This is a genomic window from Idiomarina sp. T82-3 (assembly GCF_001577655.1).
Lineage (GTDB): Bacteria > Pseudomonadota > Gammaproteobacteria > Enterobacterales > Alteromonadaceae > Idiomarina > Idiomarina baltica.
Genome location: NZ_LSBQ01000004.1, coordinates 106,115 through 125,353 on the forward strand (window position 1 = coordinate 106,115; position 19,239 = coordinate 125,353).

General features: G+C 47.9%; 17 protein-coding genes. 11 read left to right on the top strand and 6 right to left on the bottom strand.

Translation table 11 applies throughout. The features are described 5' to 3' along the window. The first annotated feature begins 1 nt into the window (after position 1). Positions 2–640 (top strand): maleylacetoacetate isomerase, encoded by a 639-nt coding sequence (gene maiA / locus AWU56_RS04025; RefSeq protein WP_040488041.1) that lies wholly within the window; start codon positions 2–4, stop codon positions 638–640. 11 nt (positions 641–651) lie between these two features. After that, positions 652–3,147, top strand: a complete 2,496-nt coding sequence (locus tag AWU56_RS04030) for a S9 family peptidase (protein WP_286681819.1) — start codon at positions 652–654, stop codon at positions 3,145–3,147. Here the strand turns inward: AWU56_RS04030 and rrtA are convergent. Beyond that, positions 3,144–3,728, bottom strand: coding sequence for a rhombosortase (gene rrtA, locus AWU56_RS04035; RefSeq protein ID WP_006956006.1), 585 nt, complete (start codon positions 3,726–3,728; stop codon positions 3,144–3,146). The genes AWU56_RS04030 and rrtA overlap by 4 nt on opposite strands. A gap of 70 nt (positions 3,729–3,798) precedes the next feature. On the opposite strand from rrtA, the gene ggt reads away from it, so the two are divergent. Together ggt and AWU56_RS04045 are read left to right on the top strand one after the other, a co-directional pair. Continuing rightward, a complete protein-coding gene (gene ggt, locus AWU56_RS04040) occupies positions 3,799–5,598 on the top strand; it encodes a gamma-glutamyltransferase (protein WP_286681820.1) in 1,800 nt (599 codons plus the stop codon). A 3-nt stretch (positions 5,599–5,601) separates the two neighbouring features. Continuing rightward, the gene (locus AWU56_RS04045; protein ID WP_286681821.1) at positions 5,602–6,084 is read left to right on the top strand and encodes a hypothetical protein; all 483 of its coding nucleotides are present in this window, start codon (positions 5,602–5,604) and stop codon (positions 6,082–6,084) included. Position 6,085: 1 nt separating this feature from the next. Here AWU56_RS04045 and AWU56_RS04050 read toward each other — a convergent pair whose 3' ends face one another. Then, a complete protein-coding gene (locus tag AWU56_RS04050; RefSeq protein ID WP_006956003.1) occupies positions 6,086–6,454 on the bottom strand; it encodes a histidine triad nucleotide-binding protein in 369 nt (122 codons plus the stop codon). 65 nt (positions 6,455–6,519) lie between these two features. Further along, positions 6,520–6,843, bottom strand: a complete 324-nt coding sequence (gene hspQ, locus AWU56_RS04055; protein WP_286681822.1) for a heat shock protein HspQ — start codon at positions 6,841–6,843, stop codon at positions 6,520–6,522. 93 nt (positions 6,844–6,936) lie between these two features. Between hspQ and AWU56_RS04060 the strand changes: the two genes are divergently transcribed. Further along, entirely contained in the window at positions 6,937–7,221 is a 285-nt protein-coding gene (locus AWU56_RS04060) for a PilZ domain-containing protein (RefSeq protein WP_286681823.1), read from the top strand. A 9-nt stretch (positions 7,222–7,230) separates the two neighbouring features. Here the strand turns inward: AWU56_RS04060 and metG are convergent, their stop codons facing one another. Continuing rightward, positions 7,231–9,273 carry a methionine--tRNA ligase gene (gene metG / locus AWU56_RS04065; RefSeq protein WP_286681824.1) on the bottom strand — a complete coding sequence of 681 codons (2,043 nt, stop codon included), beginning with the start codon at positions 9,271–9,273 and terminating at the stop codon, positions 7,231–7,233. Between the two features lie 89 nt (positions 9,274–9,362). Between metG and AWU56_RS04070 the strand changes: the two genes are divergently transcribed. Together AWU56_RS04070 and dcd are read left to right on the top strand one after the other, a co-directional pair. Continuing rightward, positions 9,363–10,388 carry an Mrp/NBP35 family ATP-binding protein gene (locus AWU56_RS04070; protein ID WP_286681825.1) on the top strand — a complete coding sequence of 342 codons (1,026 nt, stop codon included), beginning with the start codon at positions 9,363–9,365 and terminating at the stop codon, positions 10,386–10,388. A gap of 15 nt (positions 10,389–10,403) precedes the next feature. Beyond that, complete coding sequence (gene dcd / locus AWU56_RS04075) at positions 10,404–10,991, top strand: dCTP deaminase (RefSeq protein ID WP_006955996.1); 588 nt, start codon at positions 10,404–10,406, stop codon at positions 10,989–10,991. Here the strand turns inward: dcd and AWU56_RS04080 are convergent. After that, a complete protein-coding gene (locus tag AWU56_RS04080; protein ID WP_286681826.1) occupies positions 10,988–11,881 on the bottom strand; it encodes a gluconeogenesis factor YvcK family protein in 894 nt (297 codons plus the stop codon). The genes dcd and AWU56_RS04080 overlap by 4 nt on opposite strands. A 103-nt stretch (positions 11,882–11,984) precedes the next feature. Between AWU56_RS04080 and AWU56_RS04085 the strand changes: the two genes are divergently transcribed. The 4 genes from AWU56_RS04085 (at position 11,985) to AWU56_RS04100 (ending at position 16,069) form a co-directional block, all read left to right on the top strand. Then, positions 11,985–13,382, top strand: a complete 1,398-nt coding sequence (locus AWU56_RS04085; RefSeq protein ID WP_286681827.1) for a protein adenylyltransferase SelO family protein — start codon at positions 11,985–11,987, stop codon at positions 13,380–13,382. A gap of 63 nt (positions 13,383–13,445) precedes the next feature. Continuing rightward, a complete protein-coding gene (locus AWU56_RS04090; protein WP_272977512.1) occupies positions 13,446–13,952 on the top strand; it encodes a DUF192 domain-containing protein in 507 nt (168 codons plus the stop codon). 14 nt (positions 13,953–13,966) lie between these two features. After that, entirely contained in the window at positions 13,967–15,658 is a 1,692-nt protein-coding gene (locus AWU56_RS04095; RefSeq protein WP_286681828.1) for a M28 family metallopeptidase, read from the top strand. Between the two features lie 66 nt (positions 15,659–15,724). Continuing rightward, positions 15,725–16,069 (top strand): DUF2371 domain-containing protein, encoded by a 345-nt coding sequence (locus tag AWU56_RS04100; RefSeq protein ID WP_286681829.1) that lies wholly within the window; start codon positions 15,725–15,727, stop codon positions 16,067–16,069. Between the two features lie 61 nt (positions 16,070–16,130). On the opposite strand, the gene AWU56_RS04105 is transcribed toward AWU56_RS04100, so the two are convergent. Continuing rightward, the gene (locus tag AWU56_RS04105) at positions 16,131–19,232 is read right to left on the bottom strand and encodes an efflux RND transporter permease subunit (RefSeq protein WP_286681830.1); all 3,102 of its coding nucleotides are present in this window, start codon (positions 19,230–19,232) and stop codon (positions 16,131–16,133) included. Between the last annotated feature and the right edge of the window lie 7 nt (positions 19,233–19,239).

Sequence of the window (19,239 nt, forward strand, 5' to 3'; positions counted from 1 at the left end):
GATGGAACTATACGGATACTGGCGCTCAAGCGCCAGTTTTCGTGTGCGCTTAGGACTCGCATTTAAACAGTGCGACTATACTTATCATCCGGTTCACCTAGTCAAAGATGGCGGTGAGCAACATAGTGAAGCGTACCGGAAACTAAACCCTTCTGAACTCGTCCCGACATTGATTGACGGTGACGTAAAACTCAACCAGTCGCTAGCCATTCTCGAATATCTCGATGATTGTTACCCCGATAATCCTTTGTTACCCACGGAACATGTTGCCAAAGCGCAAGTGCGTGCGCTCGCCTATGATCTTGCGTGTGAGCTGCAACCCGTAACTAACCTGCGTGTGTTGCAATATTTGACGGGCACGCTTAAATGCAGTGATGAACAGAAAGTTGAGTGGATCCATCACTGGGTCACGAAGAGCTTTACCGCATTTGAACAGCGTCTTGCCGATTATGCAGGTGATTATTGCTTTGGAAATTCGGTAACATTAGCAGATATTTGTTTGTTGCCGCAGGTATACAATGCACTCCGATTTAACGTGCCGCTAGACGACTATCCAAATCTAGTGCGTGTGCACAGCAATTTGTTAAAGCTGGATGCGGTTCAACAAGCCTTACCGGAAAATCAACCCGACGCACAATAAAGGAAATCAGTATGCAAAAATCCCGTTTGGTGATCGCACTGAGCGCGGCGCTCGTTACTGCGTCTTGCGCATCCACTCAAAGCACGGTTGCGCAATCTACAACCACTCATAAAGCGCCCACACCCGCGACTTTAAAAGCCGATCCACTGGCTTCGGCTGAAGGCGTGGCTGAACTTACCCTTGAGCAAATCATGGCTGATCCCGACTGGATGGGTCGTTTTCCTGAAAACGCATTTTGGAGCTTAGACGGTCAAGATATCTTGTTCTACCAAAAGCGCGAAGGTAGCGAAGTTCGCGACTTAATGATAATCAAGGGTGGACAAGGTAAACCGCAGGCTGTGCCACTCTCAGAGCAACACCTATATATCGCTGACGAAAAAGAATCGTCGGTAGCGGGTGACTGGTTAGCATACACCTATAAAGGTAATGTGTTTGTTCGTTTTGGTAATGGTGAGGTGAAGCAACTCACACGTGATAGCGAACGTCAGCACAACCTTCAAGCAATGGCGGATGGTTCGCTAAGCTATCAACAAGGTCAGCAGTTCTTCCGTATCGACGTACGTTCAGGTTTGTCACAGCAAATGGCTGATATCCAGTTCGCTGATGAACCACAAGCTAATGAAGCGCCGGCTGACTATATCGCTAAGGAAGAACAGAAGCTGATTCAGTTCGTACAGAAAGAGCGTAAAAATCGTGCCGAACAGTTTGAATATCAGCAGCAGTTACAGCAACAAAATGACACATTAGCGCCGCAGGCGTTTTATCTTGATAAACGTATGCAATGGGTCGATGGACGGTTGTCGCCGAACGGACGTTACCTGTTGGTTGCTATGTCCGAGCCACAGAGTTGGCGCGATGACGGCGATATCATGCCGAACTACATCACAGAAGATGGTCGCATTGAGCCGGAGAAAGTGCGTCGCCGTGTCGCCGATGCAAAACCTCAGCAACATCAGTTAGTGTTACTGGATCTGCAGAAGCATACTCAAACGAGTTTGACCTACAACACGCTCGACGGCTGGAACGAAGACGTATTGGCCGCGGTAAAAGCTGAAAATGCCAAGGCGGAAGGGCAGTCATACGAAAGCAAAAACGAGCCTCGTGCTATTCAGTTGATGGCTGACTGGGGCTGGGAAAACGGTGCGATTCAGTGGAACGAAGAAGGTTCGGAAGTGGCTGTCATGCTCGAAGCTTGGGACAACAAGGATCGTTGGATTGCGACCGTTGACTTCGGCGCCAAACAGTTAGAGCAGCAAGATCGCTTACACGATGATGCATGGATTAATTACACACACAATGAGTTTGGTTGGGTCGATGAAGATACGCTTTGGTTCATGTCCGAAGCGGATGGCTACTCACATCTGTATGCGCGTGATCTTGATCAACAAACCACGCAGTTAACTGAAGGGCAATACGTGGTTGAAACACCGACACTATCGGCTGATAGCAGTCAGTTGTACTTTCAAGCCAATCAACCCCACCCGGGTGTTTATGAGATTTACCGAGTTGCGGTGGATGGCTCAAGTGAGCCTGAACAGCTCACTGACTTAGGTGGAATGACGGGCTACGAATTAAGTCCAACGAGTGAACGGTTATTACTCACGTATTCGACTCCTTTGATGCCGCCTGAGCTTTACGTCAAGAATGCTGATGCGACAGATGAAGCACAGCGACTTACACACACCGTGTCGGAGAAGTTTTTAAGTATTGACTGGACCGCGCCGGAAATCGTGCCAATTGCTTCATCCCACGTAGATGAACCGATTTATACGCGAGTATATAAGCCGGAAGGTTTTGATGCCGAACGTGCTGAAGAGTATCCAGCAGTAGTCTTTATTCACGGCGCGGGTTACCTGCAAAACGCGCATATGGGCTGGTCCGGCTATTTCCGTGAGTTTATGTTCCATAGCTTCCTTAACAAGCAAGGTTATGTCGTTGCCGATCTCGACTACCGAGGTTCGAAAGGTTACGGACGTGATTGGCGCACCGCTATCTATCGCCAAATGGGCACACCTGAGGTTGAAGATTTGGTCGACGTAACGGATTGGCTACAAACCAATGTGAACGTTGATGGCGAGCGCATGGGTACTTATGGTGGCTCGTATGGTGGCTTCTTAACCTTTATGGCGCTATTTAAAGAACCTGGTTTATTCCAAGCGGGTTCGGCGCTGCGTCCAGTGACCGACTGGGCACATTACAACACGGGTTATACGTCCAATATTCTTAACCTACCGCAGGATGATGCGATTGCTTATCGCCGTAGCTCACCCATTTATTATGCGGACGGTTTAGAGGACGCCTTGTTAATTAACTCACCGATGGTGGATGACAACGTATTCTTCCAAGACAGCGTACGCCTTGTGCAACGTTTGATTGAGTTGAAAAAGACCGACTGGGAAACCGCGATTTATCCAGTGGAGCCGCACGGCTTCCGTCAGCCGGAGAGTTGGTTAAACGAATACCGTCGTATCTACAAGCTGTTTGAGGAAAACTTACAGCAGGATTAATCCTGCTGTGTTTTCTGCCTGTTTACGGCGTCAGCTAACCGACGCCGTTGCAGGAACCAAGTCACTCCGCCAGCAATCATGCCGGCTGCATGAATCAAGGCGACATCCGGGCCGACAAAATGGTCAGGTCTAAAGCCTGCTAGCTCTGCAATTACTTTACCCAGTAAAACCACAATGACTGCGAGGTACCAAGGCTGCTTGAGTGTCGCATTGATGAGGCACACTAAAAGCAAACCATGCAGTACTCCCGATAATCCGACATATTCTATCGTCTCTGGCCACAGCCATAGCAGACCACCGCTTATTACACTGATCAGCAGGTAGTTATTGAATAACTGACGCATATCGAATTGGTCATTAAAAATGCCGACGACCAATGCGAGTCCAGCCATATTAAATAGCCAGTGATTCCAACCTAGGTGGAGCAAGGGCGCTGTTACTAAACTCCAAATCCTGTCACTCAATTCAGCACTATTAAATGCGAGCACGTCATGACCGGGCAGCCATTGGATAATCGCCGAAATACAAATGATGAGTGCGGCGGCCATCGCACCACTAGTGAGTGACTGATTTTTATTCATAAGCGTTTGCCTGTTACCCTGTAGCTCCGTATGATAGAAGTCACTACTTGTACCAGATGTTAGGGCTATCATGAAGTCAATTAATACCTCGCATTGGATTTTATCGTCTATCGCGGCTGCTTTACTCGCGGCTTGCTCACCCGCTCAATCCGGTGCCAGCGCAACAGCTGCTCCACAAGATTCAGAACCGAAACAAGAAGCGCGTGAGCCTGAGATGGCTACGGGGTTTGCGGATAAAAAAGCGGTCGTAACGGATCAGTTTATGGTCACCGCTGCTAACCCTCATGCAGTCGAGGCAGGTTATAAGGTGTTAAAAGAAGGTGGTAGCGCTGTTGATGCCGCTATCGCAGTACAAGCCATGTTAGGTTTAACCGAGCCACAATCCTCTGGGATCGGTGGCGGCGCGTTTATTCTTTACTGGGATAACGAGCAACAAAAACTGTATACCATTGATGCTCGCGAAACGGCTCCTAAAGAGGCGACGGAAGCTTTGTTTCTTGACCAAGACGGTAACGCGCCACCTTGGATTGAGGCAGTGGTCGGCGGGCGTTCAGTGGGCACCCCAGGTGTACTGCGTGGTTTAGAGTTGGCGCACGATAAATGGGGAAAGTTGGATTGGCAGCCGCTGTTTAAAGACGCCATCGATTTGGCGGAAACAGGCTTCGAAGTCTCCCCCCGACTTGCCAAACTCGTTAAGAGTGAGATTAATCCTGGTGTTAAGAAACTGCCAATCATTGCCAACTATTTATTTCCCAATGGAGAGCCTGTTAAAGCGGGTTCCACATTGGTCAACAAGGATTATGCTGAAAGCCTGAGCTTGATAGCCGAACAAGGAGCCGATGCTTTTTACCAAGGCCCCTTGGCTGAAAAAATTGTTGATGCCGTACGGCATAGTGCTATTGCGCCAGGCGTCTTGAGCACCAAGGACTTAGCCGAGTATCAGGCTGTCATTCGAGAACCTGTGTGTGATGCTTATCGCCAGTATCAGGTCTGTGGTATGGGTCCGCCTAGCTCTGGCGGTCTAACGACGCTACAGACATTGGGTATTTTGCAAAACTATGATGTTTCATCGTGGCAGGTGAATGGCGAAGAATTTGCTCATTATTTTACGCAGGCGTCGCGCTTAGCATTTGCTGATCGTAACCAATGGATCGCCGATCCAGATTTCGTTTCGGTGCCAGTGGAAGGGATGCTCAATGATGAATATTTAAGCAAACGCGCGAAACAGATCGGGCGTGAAGATATGGTTAAGGCGAAACCGGGCTTATATCTCAAACCTGAGTACCAACAAGATATTGCTTACGAACGACCTAACACGAGCCACATGTCAATCGTCGATAGCGAAGGCAATGTGATTTCCATGACCACGAGTATCGAAATGGCGTTCGGCTCAACGGTGATGGTTGAAGGCTTTATTTTAAATAATCAGTTGACTGACTTTTCACTGACGCCGATGGATGAAGCTGGACGTAAAATTGCGAATCGTGTGCAGCCTGGTAAACGACCGCGCAGTTCAATGTCACCAACGATTGTGTTAAATCAATCGGGCGACCAGGTCGTTCATGCGTTGGGATCTCCGGGGGGTAGTCGAATTATTAATTATGTTACGCAAACCTTGGTTGGCTTGATTGACTGGAATCTTAACATGCAACAGGCCATTGACTTGGGTCATGTGACTAACCGAAATGACTACACAGCCTTGGAAAAAGGGCGCGATATTGCAACCTTGAAAGCGGTATTAGAAAAACGAGGCCATGAAATAAAAGTTATCGACTTGAATAGCGGTATTCACGGCATTACCCGCTTGCCCAACGGCCAACTGCGAGGCGGGGCAGATCCTCGTCGCGAAGGGATCGTAATGGGTCAATAATTCGTGAGTTATCTATTAAAAATATCGTCTAATGTTGCTGCTATCGTGATATTGCTTGGGTTGGTAGGGTGCGAGCCTGCCAACCAAGAGATCTATACCGATAGAATGGGGCACAAAACGAGTCAAGAAAATCAGAGTAAAATGCACGCGGCATTGAGTTTCTATTATGCGATTTATCGCGAAGGGGATATTAACAAAGCCAAGAGTTTTACAACTGATAGGCTGGCTAAGTTGTTAACCCATTATGGCTCCGCGAGCGCGATACAGCGCTATGTCCTCAATCGTTATTTTGATAGCGTAGAAATAGAGATTGACCCAACATCGTTTACGCAATATTTGAACCGCAAAAATGAACAACGAGTGACATTAGTTTTCCAAGGAACTTATAACGGAGAGCAGGTTAAAGATCGGCGTGACATTGTCCTTGTCAGAGAAAAAGAGGGTTGGTTAGTGGATCAAATACTTGACCCACGTTACCGACCATAATCTAGACTTGCTTGGGTGTGTCTGTGTACGGCGGCCATCCAAGTGGTTTACCTGCAAGTAGGTGCAAGTGGATATGATAGACTGATTGGCCGCCATGTTCGTTGCAGTTCATCACACAGCGGTAGCCGTCTTTTGCAAAGCCAAATTGAACCGCAAGCTTACTCGCGACCAAGTATAGATGCCCTACAAGTCCCGCATCTTCCTCTTCAATATCATTGATGGTGGCAATGGCTTTCTTTGGAATAATTAATAAGTGTACGGGGGCTTGCGGGTTGATATCTTTGAAAGCGAGCGCGTGATCATCTTCATAAACAATATCCGCAGGAATCTCGCGATTGATAATTTTGGTGAAAATCGTTTCTTCTACCATAACCTTATATCCCTTATAAGTTTGTTACCCTCATGGTACATTTAGGTCGTTGGTAGGGCAATGGATCAACTGTGTTTTTGTAAGCCGGCCAATGCGGGCGCACTAATTTGACGCAATAACGACTGGTTTACGGTTGTGCGATCAGCTAATGGGATTAAACAACTTTCAGCAACATACGTTTGAATCGATGAGTTTTTAACTAAAATAAGATACCAAGGCTGTTGCTTATCGGCGCCGGATAGAACCCGCTGTTGGTACCATTCATCGCTCAAACTAAATACTGCGTCAACATCGACAATAACACCCTCATAGCCGTATAGGCAGTGCTTTATGGGTTGCCCTAAATTAAAGGACGCTCGAACAACCGAGCTTTGCTTGTTACAGGCCACTTTTTCTCACCCTACTCGTGTAATTATATTTTCTTATCGGCAAGTCTGTGCTATTCCTGAATGTAAATAATAAAACATGATCGAGGTGCGCTCATGCATGATGACGATAAACGAAGCGACCGACGAGTACCGGTCAGAACATCGGCGACAATCGAGTTGGATGGGCGGCGAGTATCAGGCGCCTGTAGTGACTTGAGTGCACACGGTGTTCTGTTAATTTTACCTGAGCGACTGAATGTGGGAACACATTTTGATGTAGTGGTAAAAGCCGCAGGCGGCGGAATTGCAGATTTACGAGCCACCGGCATGGTCGTTCGCGTTGACGATGCCGGTGACGAAGGTTATGAACACGGATGTAAGCTCATCGATGTGTCATAACCTGACGATCTACATGACGCGCATGCCGGGTTTAGCGCCTTCGTGTGGATTTAAGATATAAATTTCATCTTTACCAGGACCGGCGGCCAGTACCATCCCCTCTGATAAACCAAAACGCATTTTACGTGGAGCCAGGTTGGCAACCATAACAGTGTGTTGGCCAATCAATTTCTCAGGTGCGTACGCCGATTTTATTCCCGCAAACACTTGGCGTTGCTCACCACCCAAGTCCAATGTCAATTTCAGCAGTTTGTCTGCGCCTTCAACGTGCTCAGCATTAACAATCAGTGCCACGCGCAAATCAACTTTTGCGAACTCATCAAAATTAATGGTTTCTGCAATAGGTTCTTTGGTGAGCTCGTCATTGGGCTCGGCGTGAACTGCTGGCGATTCGTTCGCCGCTTGTTGCTCTTTTGAGTCTTCTAACATCTGCTCAATATCCTTCATTTCTACGCGCTGCATTAACGCCTTAAATTTATCAATAGGATGGTTGGTTAACACTTGTTTGTGGCTATCCCACGAAAATTGGTCATTTAAGAAATGCTGAACCGACTTGGATAGTTCAGGTACTACCGGTGTTAAATAAACCATCAAGATGCGGAATAAATTGATACCAAGTGAACAAATATCATGCACTTCACTGGCCGCATCAGGATTTTTAATCAGCTGCCACGGTTCTTTATCGGCAATGTACTGATTTGCGCGATCAGCCAGCGTCATGATCTCACGCATTGCTTTAGAGAATTCGCGCTGTTCATAGAGTTCAGCAATCTCAGTACCCGCATTTTGGAAATCTTCCAATAGAGCGGAGTCAGCGACCGACGCCGAAAGCTTCCCATCGAATTTTTTGGTAATAAAGCCGGCACAGCGACTGGCGATATTAATCACTTTGCCGACTAAGTCGGAGTTCACTCGCTGGGCGAAATCAGTCAAGTTAAGATCTAAGTCGTCAATGCGACTCGTCAATTTGGCTGCAAAGTAATAACGCAAGTATTCTGGGTTTAAATGGTCTAAGTAGGTTCTTGCTTTGATGAAGGTCCCCTTAGACTTGGACATTTTAGTACCGTTGACGGTGATAAAGCCGTGCGCCCAAACGTTAGTCGGTTGACGGAACTGAGCACCTTTTAGCATCGCTGGCCAGAATAAGCTATGGAAGTAAATAATGTCCTTGCCAATAAAGTGATACACTTCTGCGGTGCTATCAGCTTGCCAGTAGTCGTCCCAGTTGGCGTTCCCGGTTGTATCACAGTAGTGCTTAAAACTACTCATATAGCCAATGGGCGCATCTAGCCAGACATAAAAGTATTTATCTTCGGTGCCTGGAATTTTGAAACCAAAGTAAGGCGCATCGCGCGATATATCCCAACGCTGCAGACCTTGTTCAAACCATTCGTTTAACTTATTCGCCATTTCACCCTGTAGTGAACCAGAACGCGTCCAGCTTTTCAGCATGTCGCCAAACGCAGGCAAGTCGAAAAAGTAATGTTCTGATTGGCGTAACTCGGGTGTCGCACCAGACACCACAGAACGCGGATTCTTGAGGTCTGTTGGAGCATATGTCGCACCGCAAACGTCACAATTATCGCCATACTGATCTTCAGCACCGCATTCTGGACAGTCACCCTTTACGAAGCGATCGGGTAAGAACATTTTCTTCTCAGGGTCGTACAGCTGCTCAATTACTTCAGTCTTGATATGACCGGCGTCATCAAGACGTTGGTAAATAGTTTCTGCTAACGCTTTGTTCTCTTCACTGTGGGTTGTGTAATAGTCGTCAAAGCCGATATTAAAACCCGCAAAATCTGTTTCATGCGAACGTTGCATATCGCCTATCATCTGCTCTGGCGTGATACCTAGCTGTTGCGCTTTGAGCATAATCGGCGTGCCGTGTGCGTCATCAGCGCACATATAGTGGCATTCATGACCCCGGAGTTTTTGAAAACGAACCCAAATGTCCGCTTGGATATAGCCTAAAAGATGACCAATATGAATTGGACCGTTCGCGTAGGGCAACGCGTTTGTCACCAAAATTTTACGATCAGTGTGGCTCATGCGAGAATTAGCTTCCATCAGTGTTATGATTAGATAATGCTAAATATTATCATAGGATACGCATGATACACAGAGCCAAGAGGTGGCTGATGAAGTCGTTTTCAGCAAAAAATGAACAACTGGCAGCCTTACTGTCTGATTTAGCCCATCCTGCCTGCGAACACGGTATTCCAACCGATTGGTTATGCGTCGATAATGACGCGCAGGCAGTAGAGTTAACGTTTCCTTTCGCGATTGAAAAGTCATCGTTATTGAACGCTATCAATGATGACGCTGAATTAAGAACGTGGACATGGACCATTAAATTCCAGGTGCAACGGCTCGCCAACAGCAAACCTGACCAACCCATGAAAACCGGCAATGTTATTGTGGTATCGTCTGGCAAAGGTGGTGTTGGGAAGTCATCCGTGAGCGCATCCTTAGGCATTGCGCTCAGTCGGATGGGTGCGCGTGTTGGGCTGCTCGATGCTGATATTTATGGACCCTCAATACCCACGATGTTGGGTCAGCCGGATCATAAGCTAGAAGTAAAAAACGATAAGTTTCAGCCTATTCAGTATGAAGACCTAGTCGCCAATTCGATTGGCTATCTAGTCGATGATAACGACGCCACTATTTGGCGTGGACCGATGGCCAGTCGGGCGTTACAACAGTTGTTTAACGACACTGATTGGGGCTTATTGGACTATTTGATCGTTGATATGCCACCCGGTACAGGCGATATTCAACTGACGATGGCGCAACAATTACCCGTTACAGGAGCGGTGGTTGTTACAACGCCACAGAATGTCGCACTTAAAGATGCCGAAAAAGGTGTCGGCATGTTTGAGCGCCTTGAGATACCCTTGATTGGTGTCCTAGAAAACATGAGTTATTTTGAGTGCGGTCATTGTGGTACGCAGTCGCATTTGTTTGGACAAGGCGGCGGATTAAAGCTGGCTCATCGCCATGCTGTCGCCGAACTAGGTCAATGGCCATTGACGCCGGAATTTGGCGCGCAACTGGACGCATTAAAAAAGCAACATCAATTAGAATTGACAGAAATTCAGCGGCATACCGCTCAACGAGTAGTAGCAGAGCTTTATTATCTGAAGTCGCATTCGGCGAAAAATTAAGGAAAAGGGGATGTTATGCGCTTAACGGATCGTGAAATAGAAAATGCCTTAGCCGAGGGTCGAATCGGTATCGAGCCTGCTCCAAGCAAGCAGAACATCTCGGGGGTCACGCTCGATATTCATCTCGGTAGTGAATTTCGTGTGTTGCAGGATCACGCTGCAGCATATATTGATATCAGTGGCTCGCGTGCAGATATTGAGGCGGCTATTCATGAAGTCATGAGTGATGAGATTAAACTAAAGCCCGATCAAGCGTTTTTTATCCATCCTGGTGAGTTTGCTTTGGCGGTTACCTACGAATCGATTCATTTGCCGGATGACATGGTAGGTTGGCTTGATGGACGCTCTTCGCTCGCGCGTTTGGGCTTGATGGTACATGTTACCGCGCATCGCATTGATCCCGGTTGGAAGGGGCAGATTGTATTGGAGTTCTATAATGGTGGGAAGTTGCCGTTAGCGCTGCGTCCGGGAATGAAGATTGGCGCGATCAGCTTTGAACAATTGAGCGGCCCTTGCGAACGCCCTTATAACAAGCGCGCAGATGCTAAATATAAAGATCAACAAGGGGCTGTCGCCTCGAGGATTTCAGCTGATGGCGGCTAAGCCGCCGTTCTGAGATGACCGAGTAGTTGTTCAAGTTGAGCTAATAAAACGCCAGTATCGTGCCGATAGTAGACGTCTTTATCCGATGTTAACTCACCGAGTTGCGGAATCGCGAGTGAAGCATCATGGAAGTTAGTTAACACGGCATCGACTACTGGCGCACCCACATGATGTTCCAAAAATCGTAATTTTTCACTCACGCACAACGACCCTGCAGGACCTTTCTCATGTGCGAGGTTATCAATAAATACGACGTAAGCCTGTGTCTTGGCGAGTGCGTGAGCAATTTGCGGCACCAATAGCGGTGGTAATACCGAGGTTAGAAAGCTCCCCGGTCCCAGAATCACCAACTCACTTTTGCTTATATGACGAACGACCTCAGGTGTTGCTACCGCATTATTCGTCAGTTTCAAAGAACGTGGTAATTGCGGCAAGCTATCGATTAGAATTTCACCGTGGCATTCCATGTTATCGTGCGTCAGTGCCATAAGATCCGTTGGGCATTCCGACATGGGAAGTAACCGGGTGTCAACGTTTAACAATCGGCTAAGCAAGCGAATTCCATCGGAGGGCCGGGCACTGACTTGATCGAGTGTGTGTAGAAGCAAATTACCAAAGTTATGACCTGCGAGCGGGTCTTCGCCAGTAAAGCGGTAATTAAGTACCTGAGCGGCTAAGGGTTGTTCAACTAATTGCGACAAGCAATTACGAATATCGCCCCACGCGATACAATCATGAGATTGACGCAAAAGACCGGTCGCACCGCCGTTGTCTGTTGTGGTCACTACCCCGACTAGGCGATGTTTTAAAAACCTTAATGACGAAAGCACACGGCCCAAACCATGGCCGCCGCCAATGGCAGTAACGCGTTTCAGCGTTGAAAGTTGCATTGAATTAACCCAGCAGTGGTATGATGCATGATAAAAGAATATGTAAAACGATAGCGCATTTAATCTCAAATGCGCAAGTCTGATAGCATTCGCAGGGAGTTTTATGAGTTTAGTGCTAAGCCAACAGTACGCCGAAACATTCCCCAACTTGGTCAGTCAGCATCGAGTGGAGCCCCTTGATAGCGCGCGAATTAGGCTGTTCAATCAATCACTTGCGACTGAGCTCGGCTTAGCTGATAGAACGGTCAACGCGCTTCGTGAGTGGTGTTTAGGTAATGTAGCGCAAGTGGGTCATGCGCAGAAATATGTTGGGCATCAATTCGGTGTGTTTAATCCAGATTTGGGTGACGGACGTGGTGTATTGCTCGGCGAACTGTCAAATAAAGCCGGTGAGTTAAGCGATTTGCATCTTAAAGGCGCGGGACCGACGGCTTACAGCCGAGGCGGTGATGGCCGTGCAGTTTTACGATCTAGTCTGCGCGAGTATTTTGCTAGCGAAACATTGCACCATTGGAACATTGCGACGACCCGTGCACTTGCCTTAGTCAGCTCGCACCAGGGGGTACAACGCGAACGCATAGAGCCCGGGGCAATGTTAGCACGCGTCGCTAAAACTCATGTGAGATTTGGCCATTTCGAATACTGCTATAGCGAACGTTTGGTCTCTGAACAAAAGCAACTTTGGCAACATGTCATGCAGCGCTGTTGGCCAGCACTTGTTGACGCTGAGCCGGTTGAGCAGTTTCGTGCAGTGGTTAAAGCGACCGCTGAGATGATTGCGGACTGGCAGGCGTTCGGCTTTATTCATGGCGTGATGAATACGGATAATATGAGTATCTGTGGCGAGACCTTTGATTTTGGACCGTATACGGTATTCGATACCTTTATTCCTCAACAAATCTTTAATCACACTGACCAACGCGGTCGTTATGGCTTTCTGCGCCAACCGAGCGTTGGTCTATGGAATTTACAACGATTGAGCCAAGCACTTTCGCTGATATTTCCTGTTGATGCGTTGGCGCCTGTTTTAAATGACTACGAGGATTTCTTGCAACAGCACTATCTTAAGCGAATGAGAAAGCGCTTAGGTCTTGCGCCTGGCGACGATGCTGATGCCTTTAAATTGGTCGGGGAATGGATGGGTCTCATGCAACGCTTTGAGTGGGACTTCCAAGGCAGCTTTATCATGTTGCAAAACATTGTAAGGGGCGAGCAAGCTATGCCGAATGATACACTTTTCAAAGCGTGGTATGACAATTACATGGGCTATAACGAACGACAACCCGAGTTGAGCACTATGGCTCAGTCTAATCCTCATGTTTCGTTACGTAATCATCATCTTGCTGAGGTCATTACACAGGCAGAGCAGGGCAATTGGGCGCCCGCGGTAAGCTATTTGGCGGCACTTACCGGAGAGCCGTTAAGCGCTGAAGAACTCAGTCATTGGCAGCAACCACCGATGCAAGGCGAACAGGTCAATTCACTGTCGTGTTCGAGCTAGCAGCATTGCGCTTTGTAGCGGGATAAGACACAATCAAGGGGTTACATCTAAGGACGATGAATCATGATTAAAGTAGCATTGATAGGCTGGTTAAGTGCGCTGAGCGTAAGTGCTGTAGCGCAACAGTGGTCGGTACCCGAACCACAAAATTTTGAACAAGGGCACGTGTGTCTCGAAGGCGTTGAACAGCCCATTACGGTAGAATTTGCGGACTCGATGGCTCAGCAGGCACGCGGCTTAATGCAGCGTACGGAACTGGGTGAGTACTCGGGGATGTTGTTTCGCTATCCGAATCAACGCCCGGGCGGATCGGGTTTTTGGATGTACCAAACCCTTATTCCACTTGATATTGCCTATTTAGCAAAGGATGGCAGTATCGTAAAAACGTTTACGATGATGCCGTGTGGTAGTGATGACCCACGTCAGTGTCGCAGTTATGCACCCGGAGAGCCTTATTACAACGTGCTTGAGCTGAACGCCGGTTTCTTAGCTAAACATGATATCCGAATGGGCGATCGTGTGCATATCAATCCACCGCTCAACGAAAATGAGCAGTGTCAAAATAACTAAAAAGGGGAGAAGCGATGAAACCACTGATCATAAGCGCGGTGGCATTAGCCGTGCTCACAGCGTGTGGTCCGCAGCAGTCGCAAGATACGTCAGCAGCGGAACAAACCAAGGTTGATAAGCAACCCGCTGATTTGAAAGGGTCAGCATTTAATCCTAATTTTCGGGACTACCTAAAAACGATTTCGTCAGACGAATTTGAAGGACGCGAACCTGCATCTGCGGGGGAAGAAAAGGTCGTATCATTTATTGAAAACCACTTCCGTGAGTGGGGCTTAAAGCCAATTGACAAGGAAAACGATAGTTATCGTCAACCGTTTCCACTGGTCAAGATCATGCCGTACAAAGTCAGTGATATGACCTTTAGCGGTGACAACGCGCCTGAAGCCATGAAGTATCGTACTGAGATGATGGCTTGGACTATGCAGGTCACAGATGAAGTAGATCTGAGTGACAGCGACATGGTGTTTGTCGGCTACGGTATCGTGGCACCCGAATATGACTGGAATGATTATGAGGGTCTCGACGTTGAAGGTAAGACCGTGGTGATGTTTGTCAACGATCCCGGCTACGCGACACAAGATCCTGAGCTCTTTAACGGTAATGCGATGACCTATTATGGTCGTTGGACCTATAAATATGAAGAAGCTGCACGTCAAGGCGCGGCGGGTGCTTTGATTATTCATGAAACGGGTCCAGCCGGTTACGGTTGGGGCGTTGTTGCAGGTGGTTCGCCCGTGCGTTTCGACTTAAAACGCGAGAACAACAATATGGATCGCGCTAAAATCGAAGGTTGGATTACCAAAGACAGTGCCGAAAAGCTGTTCGCAAAACAAGGTATGACGCTTGAAGATGCGCGGCAAAAAGCCTTAAGTGATGACTTCGAAGCGATGCCGTTAAACGCGCAAGCATCGGTATCGGTTAAAAATAAGTTTGAGTTCTTAGACACCAATAATGTTGTGGGTTATATCGAAGGAACCAAATATCCGGAAGAACATGTCATTTATATGGCGCACCATGATCACCTAGGTACGGATCCTGTGCGAGAAGATGATCCCATTTATAATGGTGCGCAGGACAATGCGTCTGGCACAGCGGGCTTACTCGCCATTGCTGAAAAATTCGCACAACAACCTGCGCCGGAGCGTTCTATCGTGTTTGCAGCGGTTGGCGCCGAAGAGAGCGGCTTGTTAGGTTCAGCGTGGTACGCCGATCATCCATTGTTCCCCCTTGCAAAAGCGGTCGGTGGCATCAATATGGATGTTATGAACGTTTATGGTCCTATGAAAGACCTCGTGGTCATTGGGTACGGGAACTCAGAAATGGATGAATATGTACAACCGTTTCTTGAGGAGCAAGGTCGTTATTTAACCCCTAATCCGACACCGGAAGCAGGCTTCTTTTATCGCTCAGATCATTTCAATTTGGCGAAAAAAGGTGTACCGATGCTGTACGCCGAAGGTGGTAATGACCATATCACGAAAGGTAAAGAGTGGACTGAAGAGCAACGTGCTAAGTATGTCGCTGAGGCGTATCACAAGCCAGCCGATGAATATAACCCGGACTGGGACTTACGAGGAACGCAACAGGATTTATCAGCGTTCTATCAGTTAGGGCGTTCGTTGGCAAACTCACGCGACTGGCCGCAATGGGCTGAGGGTAATGAGTTTGAAGCGATACGTAAAGAAACCGAAGAGCAGCGTAAGTAATCTGTTTACAGGCGGAACGGATTGTTAACGGTGTTGTCCTAATTACTAGAGGATTGAGGAGTACCTATGAATCAGTACAAAAACCGAATCTATGTCCGCCAAGCCAACTCGGGCGGTAGTGTAGTGGGCCGAATACTCGGCATCATTATGCTACTTGCCATCGTCGGTTTCTCGATTGCTTTTGGCTTAATCGTTCTTGCTGTGGGCTTTGTCTTGTTGATACCGGTGATGTGGAAGCAACGCCATGCGATTAAGCAAATGTGGCAAATGCGAAAGCAAGCCAAACAGCAGTTTGAGCAACAACGGCAAGCGCAGCAAGAAGCAGAGCGTCATTACTCTGAACGACATAGTGAAGGCTCAGTTATTGACGGTGAATATAAAGATTTATCTGATAAAAACGATAAATCTTAATTCTTCGTATATAAAAAAAGCCCAGCTACTGTAGCTGGGCTTTTTTGTGTCTTGGGAATTATTACTCTTCTTGCTGCTTAGGCGGGAACACCCTACGCACTGTATAGAAGAATAAAGGTACGAAGAAAATGGCCAGTATCGTACCACCTAGCATCCCCCCGATAACACTCGTACCGATGGCGTTACGACTTGCAGCACCTGCACCCGAGCTCAGCGCTAACGGCATGACACCAAAGATAAACGCGAGTGATGTCATAAGTATCGGACGCAGACGTAAGCGAACGGCTTCGAGTGTCGCTTCCAACAGGTCTTTACCTTGCTCTTGTAAGTCCTTGGCAAACTCAACAATCAAGATAGCGTTACGCGCCGACACACCAACGGTTGTCAACAAGCCAACTTGGAAGTAAACATCGTTTTGAATACCGCGCAGCATCGTTGCGATGACGGCACCTAAAATACCCAAAGGTACGACCAACATGACTGAGAATGGAATCGACCAACTCTCATATAGTGCGGCTAAGCACAGGAATACGACAAAGATCGAAATCGTATACAGAATAGGGGCAAAGTCACCCGATTGTTGTTCCTGCAACGAAGTACCGGTCCATTCATAGCCAATACCGTTAGGTAGTTTACTGATCAATTGCTCCATCGCCATCATAGCTTCGCCTGATGAGTAGCCAGGCGCTGCTTGGCCTTGGATCTCCATCGCCGAGACCCCGTTGTAGCTCTCAATACGCTGAGGACCGTAGGTCCATTCCCAGCTAGCAAAAGAGCTGAACGGTACCATGTCGCCTTGGTTATTGCGGACATACCATTCACTTACGTCTTCCGGCAACATGCGCGCATCGGCTTCACCTTGCAGGTAAACGCGCTTAACGCGACCACGGTCAATAAAGTCATTGATATAAGATGAACCCCAAGCCGCACTGAGCGTGTTGTTGATGTTCTCAATGGTGAGACCTAGCGCAGTGGCTTTCTCATAGTCCACATCAACTTTAAGTTGCGGCGCATCTTCCAAACCGTTAGGACGAACTTGTTGCAGCATCGGGTTCTGTGATGCCATACCGAGCAACTGGTTACGCGCATCAAGCAACGCTTGGTGGCCTAAGTTACCGCGGTCTTGCAAGTACAAGTTAAAGCCAGTGGCGGTACCTAACTCTGGAATAGGAGGGAGGTTGAAGGCAAAGATCATGGCTTCTTTAACACTGGCAAAGAAACCAAATGCACGACCAATCACATCTGTCACGTCTTGGCTTTCGTTACGTTCACTCCAATCTTTCAATCGCACGAACGCAATACCATTGTTTTGACTACGACCCGAGAAACTAAAACCAACCACTGAGAATACCGACTGGACGGCGTCTTCTTCGTTGAGGTAGTAGTTTTCGATGCGGTCCATCACAGCAACCGACTGCTCCATTGTAGAGCCAACCGGTAATTGCATTTGGGTGAGGAATACACCGCGATCTTCATCCGGTAAGAAAGCCGATGGTAAGCGAGTAAATAAGAACGCTAATACGGCAACTAAGCCAAGATAGAGAACACCAACACGGATACTGCGGCGCAGAATGCCATGCACACTGTCGCGATATTTGATGGTGGCTTTTTGCAATGTGCGGTTAAACCAGCCTAGTGGTCCCCAGCCGCCATTCTCTTTCTTTTTCACTGGCTTGAGCAAGGTAGCACATAGCGCAGGAGAGAAGATAATTGCGACCATTACCGAGAGACTCATCGACGTGATGATGGTCAATGAGAATTGACGATAAACCGCCCCTGTTGCACCCGGGAAAAATGCCATCGGTGCAAATACAGCGGCCATGACCACACCAATTGCCACTAACGCGCCGGTGATTTGTCCCATCGACTTAATGGTGGCTTGTTTGGGTGACAAACCCTCTTCAGACATGAGTCGTTCAACGTTTTCCACCACAACGATGGCATCGTCTACCAGCAAGCCAATCGATAACACCATACCAAACATAGTCAGGGTATTGATTGAGAAGCCAGCAAGCGCCATGACGCCCATGGTACCCAAAATAACCACCGGAATCGCAAGGGTAGGGATGAGGGTTGCTCGTAAGTTCTGTAAGAAGACAAACATCAACACAAATACGAGAATGATGGCTTCAATCAGTACCCGAGCCACTTCGCTTATCGAGATCTTAATAAATGGTGTGGTGTCATACGCCGTCACCATTTTCATCCCATCAGGGAAGTAGGGTTCTAGCTCAGCAACGGTTTGCTTAACGGCTTCAGCTGTTGCCAACGCATTGGCGCCGGTTTGTAACTGAATCGCCAAGCCAGTGGCAGGCTTACCATTATAGTTTGCTTGAATGGCATAGTTTTCTGCACCGAGTTCGACACGCGCGACATCTTTCAAACGGACCTGCGAACCATCGGGAAGCACTTTAAGAAGAATATTCTCGAATTGATCCGGTTCTGACATTCGCGTCTGAGCAATGATCGTTGCGTTTAAGCGTTGTCCCTCAACTGCGGGGGCTCCACCTAATTGACCAGCGGCTACCTGAGCGTTCTGTGCGCGAATGGCAGACTGCAGTTCAGCAATAGTCATATTGTAATTGACTAACGCATCGGGTTTCACCCAAATACGCATCGCATAAGGTGCGCCAAAAATTTGAACATTACCAACACCCTCGGTTCGAGAAACGGCATCTTGCACGTTGGATGCAAGATAATCGCTTAAGTCGGTCTGTTGATACCGGTCATCTTCGGCGACCATAGCAAGCACCATCAAGAAAGAGCTGCTTGATTTACTAACAGTAATACCTTGCTGCTGCACTTCTTGCGGTAACTGAGGCGTCGCTTGAGATAGCTTATTCTGCACTTGAACCTGTGCAATATCCGGGTCGGTACCCGAGGCAAAGGTTAAGCTTACTGTAGCACTACCGGCGTTACTCTGTGACGAGAAATACAGCAGGTTATCAACGCCTGTCATATTTTGCTCAATCACCTTAGTTACCGTATTGGATACGGTCTCGGCGTTAGCGCCTGGATAGTTAACTTGGATTTCTACCGCAGGTGGTGCAATGGTTGGGTACTGCGCGATAGGGAGCTGAATCAAAGAGATCGTCCCCGCGAGCATCACCAATATTGCAATCACCCACGCAAATATGGGTCGATTTATAAAAAACTTGGCCATTCTGTCG